General features: G+C 55.3%; 11 protein-coding genes. 2 read left to right on the top strand and 9 right to left on the bottom strand.

From position 1 onward, the window contains the following. Positions 1–36: 36 nt before the first annotated feature. On the bottom strand, positions 37–1,092 hold the full coding sequence (locus IAE55_RS20715) for a LacI family DNA-binding transcriptional regulator (RefSeq protein ID WP_181152890.1): 1,056 nt from the start codon (positions 1,090–1,092) through the stop codon (positions 37–39). A 326-nt stretch (positions 1,093–1,418) separates the two neighbouring features. Here IAE55_RS20715 and IAE55_RS20710 point away from each other — a divergent pair, with 326 nt between their 5' ends. Beyond that, entirely contained in the window at positions 1,419–3,221 is a 1,803-nt protein-coding gene (locus IAE55_RS20710) for a glycoside hydrolase family 36 protein (protein WP_105443712.1), read from the top strand. 108 nt (positions 3,222–3,329) lie between these two features. On the opposite strand, the gene IAE55_RS20705 is transcribed toward IAE55_RS20710, so the two are convergent. From IAE55_RS20705 to yicI, 7 genes are all read right to left on the bottom strand, one after another. Further along, entirely contained in the window at positions 3,330–4,103 is a 774-nt protein-coding gene (locus IAE55_RS20705) for a DeoR/GlpR family DNA-binding transcription regulator (RefSeq protein ID WP_145156695.1), read from the bottom strand. A gap of 105 nt (positions 4,104–4,208) precedes the next feature. Next, positions 4,209–4,940 (bottom strand): LutC/YkgG family protein, encoded by a 732-nt coding sequence (locus IAE55_RS20700; protein ID WP_200633780.1) that lies wholly within the window; start codon positions 4,938–4,940, stop codon positions 4,209–4,211. Beyond that, complete coding sequence (locus IAE55_RS20695; protein WP_116231315.1) at positions 4,937–6,442, bottom strand: LutB/LldF family L-lactate oxidation iron-sulfur protein; 1,506 nt, start codon at positions 6,440–6,442, stop codon at positions 4,937–4,939. The genes IAE55_RS20700 and IAE55_RS20695 overlap by 4 nt, the downstream gene beginning before the upstream one ends. After that, positions 6,420–7,169, bottom strand: coding sequence for a (Fe-S)-binding protein (locus tag IAE55_RS20690; protein ID WP_076168430.1), 750 nt, complete (start codon positions 7,167–7,169; stop codon positions 6,420–6,422). Before IAE55_RS20690 ends, IAE55_RS20695 begins: the two co-directional genes overlap by 23 nt. 183 nt (positions 7,170–7,352) lie before the next feature. Beyond that, positions 7,353–9,422: a bifunctional aldolase/short-chain dehydrogenase gene (locus IAE55_RS20685; RefSeq protein ID WP_200633779.1), complete on the bottom strand. Its 2,070-nt coding sequence runs from the start codon at positions 9,420–9,422 to the stop codon at positions 7,353–7,355. Positions 9,423–9,632: 210 nt separating this feature from the next. Then, positions 9,633–10,916 carry an MFS transporter gene (locus tag IAE55_RS20680; RefSeq protein WP_200633778.1) on the bottom strand — a complete coding sequence of 428 codons (1,284 nt, stop codon included), beginning with the start codon at positions 10,914–10,916 and terminating at the stop codon, positions 9,633–9,635. 203 nt (positions 10,917–11,119) lie between these two features. Beyond that, the gene (gene yicI, locus IAE55_RS20675; protein WP_200633777.1) at positions 11,120–13,441 is read right to left on the bottom strand and encodes an alpha-xylosidase; all 2,322 of its coding nucleotides are present in this window, start codon (positions 13,439–13,441) and stop codon (positions 11,120–11,122) included. Positions 13,442–13,560: 119 nt separating this feature from the next. On the opposite strand from yicI, the gene IAE55_RS20670 reads away from it, so the two are divergent. After that, entirely contained in the window at positions 13,561–14,475 is a 915-nt protein-coding gene (locus IAE55_RS20670) for an AraC family transcriptional regulator (RefSeq protein WP_200633776.1), read from the top strand. Between the two features lie 40 nt (positions 14,476–14,515). Here the strand turns inward: IAE55_RS20670 and helD are convergent, their stop codons facing one another. Next, entirely contained in the window at positions 14,516–16,867 is a 2,352-nt protein-coding gene (gene helD / locus IAE55_RS20665) for an RNA polymerase recycling motor HelD (RefSeq protein WP_200633775.1), read from the bottom strand. Positions 16,868–17,072: the final 205 nt, after the last annotated feature.

The following is a 17,072-nucleotide window of genomic DNA, read 5'->3' as shown; positions in this document are numbered from 1 at the left end:
TGTGCGGCTGCGGCTCTTTCGCTCCCCCTGTCTGTCCTATTTCTGGACAGCCGTTTTGGGAAATCGGCCAGCACCGCATGAGCTTCTTACGATTAACTTCGACGGTAGTACCACTTTAAGCGGAACCTCCCTGCCTCCAATCCTTTCCAGCAGCATTTTCACGGCGGTTTGACCCATCTGTTCGGTATAAATTTTGACCGTAGTCAGCGGCGGGTCCATATAAGCAGCCATCTCGATATCATCAATCCCGACGAGCGCCACATCCATCGGCACTTTTACGCCCGCCTCCTTTAGCGCTCTGCTTGCCGCGATGGCCATGGGATCCGATCCGATCAAGAAAGCTTCCGGCAGTTTCCCCTTTTTAATGGCGTCCTTCATCAGCTGATATCCGGTCGACATGGAGAAATTGCTGCCGATATGGACATGCTCCGGCATGTATAGATTTTTATTTTTCATGTAAGCTTCAAAACTGCTTTGGCGCTGGTCGATGGAATCAATCCCCGTCCTGGAACCGAACCGGTTGATAAAATCGCGGGAGCTGATCAGCCCGATTTTGGTATATCCAAGGCCTGTCAAGTGATCCAGCGCCGTCGTGGTCACTTTATTGAAATCGACAACGACGGAATCAAAGCGGTCCTCGTCCGGAGAATAATCCACGAACACGATATTTTGGATCCGGTTAAAGAACAAATTGTATGGGTCAAATTCAAATTTGCCGATCACGATCAGACCGTCGAGGCCGGACAGACTTTCATAAGATTCATGATTGACCCAGCGGATCGTCCGGGTAATATGCAGCCCCATCTGGTTGAATTCCTTCTCGATTTGCATCCGGATAGACAAATAGTATGGATCTTCACTTTCGAATTGCTCGGAACAAAAAGTAACCAGACCGATCTTGTAATCTTTTAACGGCATAGACTTGCTGACCGCACGTTTGGAAGCCATGTTATACTGCAGCTGTTCCGCCGCGGAGATGATTTTTCTTCTCGTTTCTTCCAGCACCGATAAAGACGGATCACCGTTTAACACGCGGGAAACCGTGGAAGGAGACACCCCTGCCAATCTTGCCACATCGCGAATATTTGCCAACACCAATCACCTTTTCCGTCACATTTTTTCGGGAAACACCCCTTACTGTTATTTTAGTACCTTACAGATCATTTGCCAAACAAAACGTCTTTTGTTTACTAAACAAAAACCTGAGATGTTTTTCGTTTTTCAATATAACAGAGAACCTCGGCCTTGACAATACTCTAATAAAAAAACATGAAACCGTAGTTTCTAAGGTATCTAAGTGCATATTCGCATTCCACATCTTACTGTTTGAATCTTTTTGTTTACTATACGTTTCGTAAATTTTATACTATTGTTGGAATGATACGACCAAATTCAGCTTGAATGTGCAGGAGGAGTTTATGAAAAATTTGATGAACGCTTCACCCCCGATCGTCACGTTTCATGATACGAGGCAATTTTTCGATGTCTCGCAGCAGATCGAAATCGTGGAAGACAGCGTATGGCTGATTCATTTGAAGCTGCGGGCTGCAGCTGGAACACAGACCCCCGCCTGTCGGCTGGAGTGGTCCCTGCCGGCCATAGATATTCACTCGATGTGGCACCCGGGAAGCGACCGGAACAAAGCTTTTCAGATCGACTGGGGCGAGGGATTTACATCAAGAAGCACCTCTTTGGCTCCCGTTGCCGCCCTGTTTAATGTGGAAGGAAGAAACCGGCTAACCTTTGCGTTTACCGATGCGCTGAATCATTTGACGGTCAAGGCAGGGATTCACGAAGAGGATTCGACATTCCTCTGCTCGATCACGCTGTTCGAAGAGCCGGTATTGATGAAGGGTGAGTATGAAGCCACGCTCCGGATTGACCGGCGTGACGTTCCTTATTACGAGGCTCTGGATGAGGTTGTCCAGTGGTGGGCTCGGCAACCTGGAATGACGCCTTCCCCGCCTCCGGCGGAGGCGATGGATCCTGTCTACTCCACCTGGTATGCCTATCATCAGGACATCACGGCAGATGCGCTGGAGGAGCAGGCCAGGCTGGCCAAAGAACTCGGATGCGATACGATCATCGTGGACGACGGCTGGCAAACCGAAGATAACAGCCGTGGGTATGCGTATACCGGCGACTGGGAAGTTTGCGCGGATAAATTCCCGGATATGGGGGCGCATGTCGCTGCTATTCAGGACCTGGGTATGAAGTACATGCTGTGGTACTCCGTCCCGTTTGTCGGAAAACACAGCAAAGTATGGGACCAATTTGCGGACAAGCTCCTCGGCATCGACGACAATCTGAATGCCGGGATTCTGGACCCCCGAATTCCAGAAGTGCGGGAGTATTTGATCCGGGTATACGAGCAAGCGGTATCCGACTGGAACATTGATGGGCTCAAGCTCGATTTCGTGGACAGTTTCCGCCTCACGGCGGGCTCGCCAGGTGTGTCCGCTCACGGAAACGGTCGGGATTACGCGTCCGTCCCCGAGGCCGTCGACCGCCTGCTGTCCGACGTCATGGGCCGGCTCAAAGCGCTCAAGCCCGATATTCTGATCGAATTCCGTCAAACGTATATCGGGCCGCTTATGCGAACCTACGGAAATATGTTCCGAGCGAATGATTGCCCGAACGATTTCATTCAGAACCGGGTCCGTACGCTAGATCTGCGTCTTCTTTCGGGCCACACGGCGGTCCATTCCGACATGATCATGTTCAATCCCCAGGATACGGCGGAAAATGCGGCGATGCAGATGATCCACGTCATGTTTGCCGTGCCCCAAATTTCGGTTCGCTTGGACCGGATCGGGGACCGGCATCTGGCCATGCTCCGGTTTTGGGTCGGCTTTTGCCGCGATCACCGGGATGTGCTGCTGCATGGAAAACTTCAGCCATTTCATCCGGAACTGCTGTATCCTATAGTTCAGGCCAGCAGCAGGAACAAAACGATCATCGCCGTATACTCCGAGACCGTCGTAGAGCTGGATCTCCCTTCCGAACGACTCATCATAGTAAATGGCACGCCAGGGGATCGATTGTACCTCTGTTTCTCCTGTTCATTCCCGGGAACCTATGCGATGGAGATCAAGGACTGCTGCGGGCAAACCGTGCGATCACAAACCGTAGAGCTGAATGAAGGTTTGCAAGAGTTGGTCGTCCCGTCGGCAGGAGTGGTCGATTTGGTGCTGAATCCACTGCATAGCGAGCTGGCATGATGAACAAAAAAGTACTTGCCCCCAACTAAAAAAACCTCCCGCGAAAGCTGTTTTCCAGCCTTCGCGGGAGGTTTCATCATATGCCGGGAAATGAATCCTCCCGCATTCTTAAATGGACGTCTGCCCCGCAATGATCAGCTCGATCGATTTCTCCCGGAGCAGCGATGCGTCCTTCTCGTCAACATGGCCGTCGGTGATCAGCACGTCCACCTCGGTCCAATCGGCCAGATGGGTGAACGCCTGCACACCGATTTTGCTCGCGTCGGCCAGGATGTACACCGTCTTCGCCTGCCGGATCATCCGGTGCTTGACCATCGCCTGCAGCTCGTTGGATTCGCTGATTCCGCGGTCCAAATGCACGCCTTTGCAGGAAATAAACGCCTTATCCACATAATAGGATTCCAGGCCGCGTTCGGCGAGCGGGCCGACGTAAGACAAGGAATGGGCTGCCAGCATGCCGCCCGTCGATATGACCTCGATCTTCTCCTTGGAGGACAGCTCCAGGGCAACCTTGATGGAATTGGTAACCACGGTCAAAGGAATGTCCGGCAGGATCGAAGCCATATACCACGCCGTCGAGCTGGCATCCAGGGCGATGCGGTCCCGCGGTTCGATCCGCCGCACTGCCTCTTCGGCAATTCGCCTCTTCTCGTCCTGATGGATGACCTCCCGCTCGAAATACGGGGTCTCCGCCTGGGTCTCTTTGACGCTGACGGCGCCGCCATGGCTCCGCCGCAGCTTACCCTGCTGCTCCAGCCGGTCAAGGTCGCGGCGGATCGTCTCTTCGGTCACACCGCACAGCTCGCTCAGCTCCGACACCCGGATGCTGCCTCGCTCATTGACCAGCCGCACGATGGTATCATAACGTTCCGCAACTAACATAGCTTCCCTCTTTCGTTCTATCGTACACCCATTATATAGATTTGCCCGTTCCCGGACAACGTGTCATCCCCATGCCTTTCTGAGCTGGGACATTCCCGAATCGGATTATCCGACAATCAAAGCGTAGGCGATCCCCGGTCCGTGAACGCCGATGGTCAGGTCGTTCTCGATGTCCGAGGAGCGGCTCGGCCCCGAGATAAAGTGCACCCCTGCCGGCAGCCCCTCCCCGGCGCTGCGGGACAGGCGGCCCATAACCTCGCCGAGCCGCGTCTTCATTCGTTCCGCCGGGACGATAGCGATCAGCAGATTGGGCAGGAGGGACACCGACCGTCCCTTCTCCGCCGATGATGTGACCACGAGCGAGCCGGTATACGCCACGGCGTCATCAACAAGCGCGATCCCGGCATCCGTATAGGCCGCAGTGGCCAGGGAGGCGTCCGGATCCTGCCCGTTCCACACCCGGTGCGCAAGCTCCGGCAAATGCTGTTCCAACCGGAGCCCGGCCAGCTCCGGAAGGTCCTGGCGGATCGTTGACTGTGCCCCGTGCTCATGCAGGATGCGGGTCACGACGCCGGACAGCTCCTCCCAGCCGGCCACCCGTTCGGTATGGCCGCCGGCGGCACGCCAGTTCCCCATAAAGCGCTCGATCCGCTCTTCATGCGTCAGCTCATAGCCGTTCCAAAAATCCGGCGCGCCCCGATACGGATGCTCCGGCTTGCGGGATTCAGAAGCGCCACCACGACCGAGACGGCTGGCGATATGGCCGATGAACCGCTTCTGCTGCTCCCGAGATTCCCGCTCCATTTTCTCCAAAAATGACGGATCGGATGTGCTCATCGCTTCATCCCCCTTTCCTTCCGGCCGGCGACGATGCTCTCCATGCGGGACTTCATCGCTTCCGGCATCGGCGGGAGGCTGGCCCCGACCTCGGCGTCCAGCTGCGGCCAGCGTTCCCTGAACGATTTATTAGGCAGCGCAGGAATGTGCCTGTACGCCGTCCAGCCCTTGAGCGGGCCGAATTGGGAACGGATATATCCGTCCCGGACCAGCAGCTTCTGGCCCGTCTGTCCAAGCTTCACCGCCTGCTTAAAGCGGCCGGAACTTTTCATCAGCATCTTGAAGCCTTTCATCGCCAGCTTTTCGCCGGCTGCGGTATAACCCCTCTCGACCTTCCGGTTGCGCAAATAGACAAGCATGTCGTGCAGCGGAATTTTGACCGGACAGGCTTCATAGCAGGCGCCGCATAGACTGGAGGCGTTAGCGATGTCCTGCCACTCCTCGGTATTCTTGTTCAGCGCCGGCGTCAGTACCGCACCGATCGGCCCGCTGTACGTTCCGGGGTACGAATGCCCCCCGATATGGCGGTACACCGGGCAGGCGTTCAGGCATGCCCCGCACCGGATGCAGTTCAAGAGCTCCTGGAAATCCGGGTCCCCGAGTTGCAGAGAGCGGCCGTTGTCGACGATGATGATATGCATCTCCTCCGGGCCGTCTCCATCCGCCGTCCGGCGCGGCCCCGTGATGCCCGACATGTACACGGTCAGCTTCTGGCCGGTCGCCGAGCGCGGCAGGAGCGTCGCCATCACTTCGAGGTCATCCCAGGTCGGAATAAGCCGCTCCATCCCCATCAGCGTAATTTGCGTTTTCGGCACCGTGCTCACCATGCGGGCGTTGCCCTCGTTTTCAAAAATGACGATCGATCCGCTCTCGGCAATGCCGAAGTTAGCCCCGGTTAGCCCGATGTCGGCTTCCAGAAACTTGTCGCGAAGCTTCCGCCGTGCAAATCCCGCCAAAATTTTCGTGTCCGGCGCCAGCGTTTCTCCCGCTTCCTTCGACAGCAGCTCGGCGATTTGATACCGGTTTTTGTGAATGGCCGGGATAATGATATGGGAAGGCGGTTCATTCGCCAGCTGAATGATGTACTCGCCCAGGTCGCTTTCAATCGATTCGATGCCGATGCCCTCAAACGCTTCGTTGATATGCACTTCCTCGGACACCATCGATTTGGACTTGACCACTGACTTAGCCTGCTTGTGCTTGGCAATCTCCACTGCGATTCGGGCGGCGTCCTTCGCTTCGGGAGCAAAATGCACATGCACGCCCTGCTCCCTGGCATTATTCACAAACTCGTTCAAATAGTAGTCGAGGTGGGCGATCGTATGGGCCCGGATCTGCCTTCCCCGCTCCCTCCATTCCTCCCAGTTGCCGTGTTCCGCCGTAGCCGCCTTCTTGCCGTTTTTCAGCTTTTCGGTCGTAAACTTGACGGCGTTAACGAGAAATTCGTCCTTAAGTGCGGTCTCCGCCCGCTCCTTTACGCTAGACCCCTGCGGTTTGCTCACGGTGCTTCACTCCCTCATACAGCAGTTCCGCCAGATGCATGACCCGGACCGGCTTGCCCTGATAATGCAGATTGCCGCCGATGTTCAGCAGGCAGCCCATATCCAGCCCGACCAGCACCTCGGCCTCCGTCTCCAGCACGTGCTGGGTTTTCTCTTCGACCATCGCGCCCGAGATGTCGCTCATCTTGATGGCGAACGTCCCGCCGAAGCCGCAGCAGTCTTCCGCATAAGGGAGCGGAATCAACTCCATGCCCTGGACGCTGGCCATCAGCTGCATCGGTTCGTCTTTGATGCCGAGCAGCCGTGAGCCGTGGCAGGATGGGTGATAGGTAACTCTATGGGGAAAAACGGCCCCCACATCCGTCACGCCCAGCACCTGGACGAGAAATTGGGTGAACTCGTACGTCTTCTCCTTCAGCGCCAGCGCTTTTTCCTGAAGCTGAGGCTCATGTTCAAACAGCTTGGGGTAATAATGATGGATCATGCCGGTGCAGGAGCCCGAAGGGGCGATCACAAAATCGCTGTCGTCAAACGCTTCCAAAATCGTCCGCGCCGAGGCTCTGGCTTCATCCCAATAGCCGCTGTTAAAGGCCGGCTGGCCGCAGCAGGTCTGCACCTGCGGAAAATCGAGCCGGACGCCGTACCGCGCCAGCAGGCGGGCCATCGCTTCGCCGATAGGCGGAAACAGCGCGTCGCTGATGCAGGTAATGAATAGCGAAACCTTCACGGTGTAATACCTCCTTTGCGGTTAACCTTAAAAGTCTGGCAGAGCGCCGGCAGCGAGCCGGTGTCTGCCGTGTGTTATGGCAAGAGAGGGAGCGCCTTCCGCCAAACATGCCTGTTCAGCTGGTACCTGCTCCCTTCTATCACTCCTGCAATCTGCGCCAGTTTCCCCTGTAAGACCGACTGCCTACCGGGTAAACGCCGCCGGTACGCCGCCGTCGATCGTCAGCATGCAACCGGTCGTCTTCTCCGACTTGGAGGAAGCGAAGTAGGCAATCCCTTCGGCCACGTCCTTCGGATAAATGTTGACCAGCAGCGTCGTTCTCTTGCGGTAATGCTCTTCCAGCTGATCCGGCTCGATGCCGTAGGCCGCAGCCCGCTCGTTCCGCCAGTTGGAGTTCCAGATGGCCGATCCCTGCAGGATCGCATCCGGTAAAATCGTGTTGACCCGGATGCCATATTCTCCGCCCTCAGCCGCGATGCAGCGGGCCAGGTGGGCTTCAAGCGCCTTGACGGAGCTGTAGGCCGTCACATTCTTGCCGGCATACACCGAATTTTTAGAGCCGACGAACACCATGCTGCCGCCGATCCCCTGCTCCTTCATCTGCTTGAACGCTTCTCTGGCTACCAGGAAGTAGCCCGTGCCGAGGACGTTCATGTTCAGATTCCATTCCTTCAGGGAGGTTTCGTCAAACGGACTCGAAGTGGCCAGCCCGGCATTGTTGACGATGATGTCCACGCCGCCATAGGTTAAAGCCGTTTCGGCCAAAGCGTCCCTGACCATGTCTTCCTGAGTTACGTCCATCTTGACGGCCTTGGCCCGGCCATCGCCGTATTTGGCATTGATCTCGGAGGCCACCTGTTCGGCGCCTTCCAGGTTCAGGTCGGCCAGGACGACGTGAGCTCCCTCCGACACGAAGCGGCGCGCCGTTTCGCTGCCGATGCCGCCTGCGCCGCCGGTAATAAAGGCGACCTTGCGGGAGAACTCCGCTTCCGCCGGAGCCAGGGACAGCTTGTAAAGCTCAAGCGGCCAATATTCCACGTTGTAGGATTCGTTCTCGCTTAAGGATACGAATTGTCCCAAGGCCGTAGAACCTTTCATCACCGCGATCGCCCGGTGGTACAGAGCTCCGCTGACCCCCGCCATATCCAGGCTCTTGCCGGTGTTGACCATGCCGATCCCCGGAATGAGGATGACGCGCGGAGCCGCCTCGGACATGATATCGCCCTCATTTTTGTTCCGTTCAAAATACGCCTTGTACTCTTCCTTATAGGCTTCGACGCCTTGACGTACCGCCGCTTTGAGGGAAACGGTATCACCGTTAGCCGGATCCCAGTCGATATACAGCGGAACCCGCTTCGTGTGCACCAGGTGATCCGGGCAGGCCGCTCCCACCTGGGAGAGCTCCTTCGCGTCACGGCTGTTGACGAACTGAAGCACGTCTTCGGCATCGTCGTAGGTGACGATCATTTTTTTACTGTCGCTAACCGCGCCGCGGATCACAGGCAGCACTTCGGCCAGAAGGGCTTTGCGCTTCTCAGGCGCCAGCGCCGCCGTCTTTTGCCCGCCAAACACCTTCTCTTCCTGTACTTTTGCGGCAATATACGCTTCCGCTTTTTGGATCATGGCGATCGTCTGGTTGTAAGATTCCTCGGACGTCTGTCCCCATGTCACCAGACCGTGCTTCTCCATCAGCACCAGCTGGGCATTCGGATTGTTCCGGACGCCTTCGGCGATCATTTTGGACAGCGTAAACCCGGGACGGATATACGGTACCCATACGAACGTATCCCCGTAGATTTCTTGGGCGATTTCTTTGCCGTTATCCGCGCAGCACAAGCTGATAATCGCATCCGGGTGGGTATGGTCGACGTGCGGATACGGAAGGAATGCATGCAGCAGCGTCTCGATCGACGCTCTCGGATGCTTGCTGTCGATCATGCAGTGGGACAGGTAAGCCACCATCTCCTCATCCGACATTTCATCACGCTCAATCAGCGGACGAATATCCTCAAGCCGCAGGCCGGTAAAATGCTGCGCTTTCATCGTCGCCAGGTCCGAACCGCTTCCTTTTACCCACATGACCTCCACATCACGGCCGCGAAAGTCCTGCTCCACCGTCTTCAGCGACGTGTTGCCGCCGCCCCAGTTGCAGACACTGCGGTCGCTGCCGATCAGGTTGGACCGGTACACCAGCTGGTCGACGCCGGCTTTCTGCCGGGAAGCTTCATCGGAATTCCATCGATTTTGTACCATTATAAGGACAACCTCCAATAAGTTCTTTTGTTTTTGTTTGTTTGTATTTGTATTGGTTTGATTATAGCAGACCTTGTTTTGTTTTTATACCCCTTTTCATCTGAAAAACAAATAAAAACGCAGCAGATCCGAAAAATGCAACATTTTCCGAACCTGCCGCGTTCATTGGGCTAGGCCTCATCCGTATTCATTTGTTATTCCAAGATCACCTCAGCGGGCACCAACCCGTCTGCTCAACCCGATTCCGCGCCGCCCCTTACTTCGGGAGCTGCGGCCCGAATCCTCCGGCTTGCTGCTGTTTTCCTTCGGCTTCACAGCCAGCAGGGTCAGCAGAACGCCAATCGCCGCTACCACAGCCATCGTACCAAACAGAATCCAGTGGGTGCTCTTCATGAGCAGGGATACTACCGGAGGGCCGAGAGATACCCCGATATACCTCATGCTGCTGTATAGAGAAGTGATCGTTCCGCGCTGCTTTTCCTCAATCCCTTCGGTGATCAGTGCGTCCATGCAGGGAAGGGTGGTGCCGATGCCTGCTCCGCAGACCGAGAAAAAGATCAGGAGAAACGTAATCTGGCTGCTGAATCCGGCAATAACCAGTCCGGCCGTCAGCAGCGCCATCCCTGCAAAGCCGGTCCATTTCATACGCTTTTTGTTTTTGCCGATGACTTTCCCGGCGATAAACGAGCACAGACATAACACTGCCAGCGGAATCGCCAGCACGAGGCCTTTTACGATCCCATGCATGCCGTATTTGGTTTCCAGCGTCTCGGATAAAAAAAACAGCACGCCGAACGTAATAAACATGCTGATCCCGCCAATGGCGAAAATGGCGTACAGCCATCGCCCTTTTTCACGCAAAATGTCCTTCGTGTCAGACAAAAATTCCTTGATTGACGTTTTGTTTTCGTTTTTCTTCTTAGGCGTTTTCACTAAACAAGCGACCATGATCAGCGAAATGATGCAGAGAACGGGAATCGCGAGAAAAGGCAAAAACCAAACCAGCAGAGCCAGTGCGGATCCGAGAATCGGACTGACCACTTTGCCGAACGTATTCGAAGTTTCGATGAGCCCCAAGCTTTTGCTGACATCGTCTTCATCATCAAACATATCGCCTACAAGCGGGAGCACGATCGGAAAAGCCCCAGCTGCACCGATACCCTGCAGGAATCTGCCCGCAAGAATAATCCAGTAAGCGGTGGCTCCGTCCGTCCACCAGGCGGCTGCCCCCGATATCGCTCCTCCCGCCGCGGCAATAATCAAGCTGGGGATAATGACGGTTTTGCGTCCGAACCGGTCCGATAAATAACCCGCAATCGGAATCAGCACGATCGCCACAACGCCAAACACCGTGATCAGCATGCTGACCTGAAAGGCGTTGACGTGCAGCTTTTGCGATATCTCGGGCAAAATGGGAATTAACATGGAATTGCCAAGCGTCATAATAAGCGGTATCGAGGCAAGTGCCACCAGATCCCATTTTTTGTCTTCCATGACAAGACCACCTTTACGTTCGATGATAAATCATGTTTTATTGTGGTTCTTTTCAGTCACGGATATGCATGCGCTCCCAGTTCAGGCTTGGGAATTACATCCCCTCGATTCGGCTTAAAACACCGCTAATGCTCTGATCTCTAAAAAACCGGACCGCAGCCATCTGCGGTCCGGTTCTATCCCTAAGCTGCCTCAGCAGCCCGTTACTTTAATGTGATTGTGACGGAAGAAGCGCCGGCCGCAGGTGTAATGACTGCACCGTGTTCGCCGCTTGCCGCCGTGCCCTGATCTACGGACGCCACTTCGCCGATACCGCGGAGCACGAGCGTCCAAGGCTTGCCGGCCCCGGAGGCCTTCACTTCGATGATATTGCCGCTGCGGGATGCGGTTACACTGAGCTGTTGTTCGGCCAGCGTATTCACGATGTCGGCCTGCGCCGAAGCGCCGTCGCCGAGCTCGAACAGATGCAGCGAGACGCCGTCGGCATAATCATAGTCCGGTCTGCTGTCTTCTTTACCCACCGCAAGGAGGGTGTTCGGCTTAATCATCATCGGCAGGGTCATGTATCCGTGGTTCTCGCTGTACCACCGGTTACCTTCCAGCACCTCGCCTGTCAGATAGTTCGTCCACTTGCCTTGCGGCAGATAATATTGGACGTCGCCTTCTTTATTGAAGATCGGCGCCACCAGAATCGAATCGCCCAACATGTACTGCGTATCCAGCGTAAAGCAGGTCGGATCCTGCGGATACTCCAGCACCATGGCTCTCATCATCGGCAGGCCGCGTTCCGTGGATTCCACCGCCGAGTTGTAGAGATAAGGCATGATGCTGCATTTCAGCTTCGTAAACTTGCGAACCACGTCGACCGCCTCTTCGTCAAACAGCCACGGCACCCGATACGATGTGCTGCCGTGCAGGCGGCTGTGGGACGAGAGCAGGCCGAACTGCACCCAGCGCTTGTAAATATCCGGCGGAGCCGTATTTTCGAAGCCGCTGATGTCATGGCTCCAGAAGCCGAAGCCGGACAGACCGAGCGACAGGCCGCCGCGGACCGTCTCTGCCATCGATTCGTACGTTGCGGAGCAGTCGCCTCCCCAGTGAACTGGGAACTGTTGGCCGCCGACCGTGGCCGAACGGGCGAACAAAGCGGCTTCCCCTTTACCCAGCTTGTCTTCCAGCACTTCAAATACCGCCTTGTTGTACAGGAAGGTGTAGTAGTTGTGCATTTTCACCGGATCGGATCCGTCGAAATACACGACGTTGGTTGGAATTCTTTCGCCGAAGTCGGTTTTGAAGCAGTCGACGCCCTGGTCGATCAGCACTTCGAGCTTGCTCTTGTACCATTTCACCGCATCGGGATTCGTGAAGTCCACCAGACCCATGCCGGCCTGCCACAAATCCCACTGCCATACAGAACCGTCCGGCGTTTTCACTAGGTACCCGTTCTCCATGCCTTCATCGAACAGGTGCGATTTTTCCGCGATGTACGGGTTGATCCAGGCACAGATCTTCAGCCCCTTGTCTTTCAGCCGTCTCAGCATGCCTTCAGGATCCGGGAACATATCCTTGTCCCACTCAAAATCGCACCACTGGTATTCCTTCATCCAGAAGCAGTCGAAGTGGAAGACGGAGAGCGGCAGATCGCGCTCGGCCATGCCGTCCACGAAGTGGTTGACGGTCGCTTCATCGTAATCCGTCGTAAAGGATGTCGTCAGCCATAATCCGAATGTCCAGGCTGGCGGAAGCGCAGGCTTGCCCGTCAGCTTCGTGTAGTTGTCCAGCACGTCCTTCGGCGTGGCGCCGCCGATAATGAAGTATTCCAGATATTCGCCTTCGACACTGAACTGAACTCTGGATACGTTTTCAGAAGCAATCTCATAAGATACCTTTTCCGGATGGTTGACGAACACGCCGTAGCCCTTGTTGGACAAATAAAACGGAATGTTTTTGTACGACTGCTCGCTGCTCGTGCCGCCGTCCTCGTTCCAGATTTCCACCACTTGGCCGTTCTTTACAAACGGGGTGAAGCGTTCACCGAGGCCGTAGATGTACTCTCCGACGCCCAGGTCAAGCTGCTCGCGGTAGTATGCTTTTTTATCCGGATCCTGGATATACGCAGGCGCTCTCCAGCCGCTGCCGGTAATCCGCTTGCCGGCATAGTTGAAATCGATGTTCCAGCCCTGCTTGCGGTTGACCTGCACGCTCAGCTGGCCGCTGGTCAGCACCGCGGTCTCTTCGTCCACCGAAATTTGCACGTCGGTATCGCTTGGGAACAATTCGAACGCAGGTCCTTTGTTTATTTTCCCTTTATGATGAAACAGCTTGACGCGGATCACATCCGGCATCGGGGAGCTAAAGTTGGCCTTGAGTAGCGTACCGTTCAGCGTGTCGCCCTTGGTCGCAATGATTTTTGTCGCCGCGAAAACCGTCATGGAGTCGCTTGTATAGGTAATATCGCGGATATCCGCAGGGTTTTGTACGTTGTAGCCTTCCCGGATCATCCAGTAACCGTCCGTGAATTTCATGTTTCGTCCCTCCTTGAGTTTATACTATAATAATATTGATCTAATGAAGAGATTTCTTACGTTATTTTGACCAAATATATTAATATATTGATATTTGCTAGGAATGGAAGTGACATCTTATGAATCGAGAAACGCTCAGGGAGAACCGCGTGCACGGACACCCTCTGTATCCCGTCAGCATCTACCCCAGAGTCGAACAGCTCAACGGGCAGAGCATTCTGGACTGCCACTGGCATGACGAAATGGAATTTATCGTGCTGCATCAAGGCAGCGCCGTGTTCCAACTCGATATGACGTATGTGGAGGTCCGCGCAGGCGAAGCATTATTCGTCAACAGCGGGGAAATTCACTCCGGGATGCTGGCCTCGGAAGAACCGTGCATCTTTTCAGCGGTCGTGTTCAGCGCCGATCTGCTCAGCAGCCCAGACTTTGACATCATTCAGGAGAAATATATCGATCCCTTAATGAAAAAAAGCTTGATGCCGCGCCAGCACATCACCGGAAACTCGGAATGGGAAAAGGACATTTTGGACGCGCTGCACCGGATTATCTGCGAAAACGAAGCCAAAGCACCGGCTTACGAGCTGTCGACGAAAGCGCATCTGCTCCGGATCTTCGCCCTGCTGTCGGCCCAGGCGCCGCTGGGTGAAAACAGCAAAAGCCGCCCCACCGGAAGCCATGATAAGGTGGAGCGGCTGAAGACCGCGCTTCATTATATACATGATCATTACGCCGAGCCGCTTAAGCTCAAAGAGCTGGCGGGACAGATCAACATGAGCGAAGGGCATTTCTGCCGCTTTTTCAAACAGATGACCCAGAAGAGCCCGGTGGAATACGTCAACCATTACCGGGTGCTCAAGGCATGTAAGCTGCTGGAGAACACCGACAAAAAAATCGTCGAGGTCGCCATGGATGTCGGCTTTGACAACCTCAGCTACTTCATTACCGTCTTCAAGCATCATAAAGGCTGTACCCCGTCCAAATACCGCAAGCCGTTCGAGGAACAAGCTTACGTGCTGACGGAACCCGTGTGAACCCGCCGGATTTGGCGGGACTACCGGTCCACGCCTGACTCTAGGCCAAAACGTATTTATCTTCCGCCACATCCGTGATGAAGCGGCTGGGCTCGCCCAGGCTGTATACATGGAGCTGGTGCATCGCCCGGGTACAGGCAGTATAGAACAGCTTCCGTTCGGACTCCCGGCTGTATTCGCCTTCCGACGCGTCATAGATGATGACCGCATCAAACTCGACCCCTTTTGCCAAGTAGGATGGAATGACCAGCGTCCCATTAGCGAAGGAAGGGGTCGTTTTCGTGATCTTTTTCAGCGGCAGGCGGTCCTTCAGCGCTTCGTAGACCGTCTCGGACTCCTCCGCCGTTTTGCAGATGATGGCCGTGTGCTCATAGCCTTTGGCGTTCAGCTCCATAATGTCCGTGACGATCCGGTCATGAAGCTCTTCCCGGTCCTGCTGAACCCGTACGAGCGGCTTCTCCCCGTTCCGGTTAAACGGCACGATCGCTTCCCCGCCCGGCATCATGCTCCGGGTAAAATCCACGATCTCATACGTCGAACGGTAGCTGCGGGTCAGCGAAATGACCTCCGTCTCTTCCGGGCCGTACAGCTCCTGCAGCGACGCCAAACTCCCGCCAAGCACACCGGTATGCGGGTAGATTCCCTGGTTCAGGTCGCCCAGCGCCGTCATGCGCGCCCGCGGGAACAGCCGTTTGAGGTATTCCAGCTGGAACGGTGAATAATCCTGAACTTCGTCGATGAACACGTGCCGGATCAGGCTGTTGACCTGAAAGCCTTTCATCAGCTCCTGCATGTACAGATATGGCGTCGCATCCTCGTAAGACAGCCTTCCTTCCATGAGATCCTGAACCGTCTGGGCGCCGATCTCATGATACCGCTCCGGCAGATCGCCTGTACCGCTGACCCGGGCAAACAGCTCCTCATTGACGAATAGCTCACGATACAGCGCCTTGACGTCGACGAACCGCTTTCGCTTGATCCATTTGCGAACCGGCTTCAGCCACTCGTTGACGATCATTTTGGCCAGCAGGTTCCGTTCGCGCTCGTGATCGTCGAAGGTGTCTTTTTTGGACGCAAGCTTTCTGCGGACATGGGTATACGCCTTTTGGTATTCCTCCGCGCTGAGCAGCTCAATCTGGTCATCGACCCAGGCAGCCTTCCGCTCCTGCTTTGCAAAGGCGGCAAGCTCCTTCTGAAGCCACTCCCGCATCAGCTCGATCCGGTTGGCCAGGCGAACCGCAGGTTCATAGCTGTAAAATTTCTCTTTCATCGCTTCAGCCGAAACGATAAGATGCCCCTTGAAGCGGATCGGCTTAAAGATCATGCCGTCATGCTCCAGATAATCCTTGTAGCTGCGGATGATATTCAGAAACGCCGGCGAGGCCTTGAAGGCAATCGACGCCTTTTTATTCTCTAACCATTCCCCTTCCTCCGCATTCAGAATCGACTCCATTTGCGAAAACACGTCTTCCAGGTCGTATTCCTTGCTGAGCCGGTGTTCCAGGTACGCCTGGAACGTCGTCTGCATCATGTTCTCCTCGCCCAGCTCCGGCAGGACGGTGGAGACATAGCTGTTAAACAGCGGGTTGGGGGAAAACAGAAGCACCTGGTCGGCCTTCAGAATTTCCCTGTATTTGTATAGCAAATAGGCGACACGCTGCAGGGCCGCAGACGTCTTGCCGCTCCCGGCCGCCCCCTGCACGACCAGCATCCGGATCTTGTCGTTGCGGATCACGGCGTTCTGCTCCTTCTGAATCGTCGCCACAATGCTTTTCATCTGGCTGTCGGAGCTGTGGCTGAGCACCTGCTGCAGCAGCTCGTCGCCGATGGTGACGCCGGTGTCGAACATGACGTCGATCCTGCCGTCCTTAATGACGAACTGACGCTTCAGTTCCATCGTCCCTTCAATTTCGCCGCCGGGTGTTTGGTAGGAAGCCGGCCCGGGCGCACCGTCGTAGTACAGGCTGGAGACGGAAGCCCGCCAGTCGTACACGAGGAAGGTCTCCTGGTCATCATCCAGGAACGAAGCGATGCCAAGGTAAATCTGTTCCGTCTGCTTCTGACCGTTTTCCGTAAAATCTATCCGGCCGAAATACGGCGATTTCTCCAGCAGCCGCAGCTTCTTCAAGGATTCAAAAGCCTGCAGATGACTGCGCTCGCGCTCCGACAGCACCTGGGACTGCTGCCGCAAACTGGTCGAGGTCTCTCCGAGGTCGTCGGCGCTGCTGAAGTTGACGCGAACCTCATCCCAGAAATCCTTTCTCAGCTCCACGACATCTCCCCGGACCGTTCCAACCTCCGCTTCAAGCGCTTTTTTGCGGCGGGCGATTTTCCCGGTGACCTGAGTTACCCGCTCCTGCTCCTGCTGCCAGTCCTGATCGTTTATATCCATGCCGATATCCATCCCCTTTTAAATGTTTGACAAACTCATCCCAATGTGATAAAATCCGTATAGGATTATTATTTTAATTTTTATCTTTTTAGAGTCACAAGTTCTATATTACCAACTTTTGAATTGTAAATCAATGCAGGATAAGGGGAGCCTCCGGCTCCCCTTTTTGGCGTACCTCGTCCTTCCAGGAGGGCTGTGGCATCGC

The sequence above is a fragment of the Paenibacillus sp. S28 genome, from assembly GCF_016624415.1.
GTDB classification, from domain to species: Bacteria; Bacillota; Bacilli; order Paenibacillales; family Paenibacillaceae; genus Paenibacillus_AQ; species Paenibacillus_AQ favisporus.
This window is presented reverse-complemented; position numbering and strand designations above follow the sequence as displayed.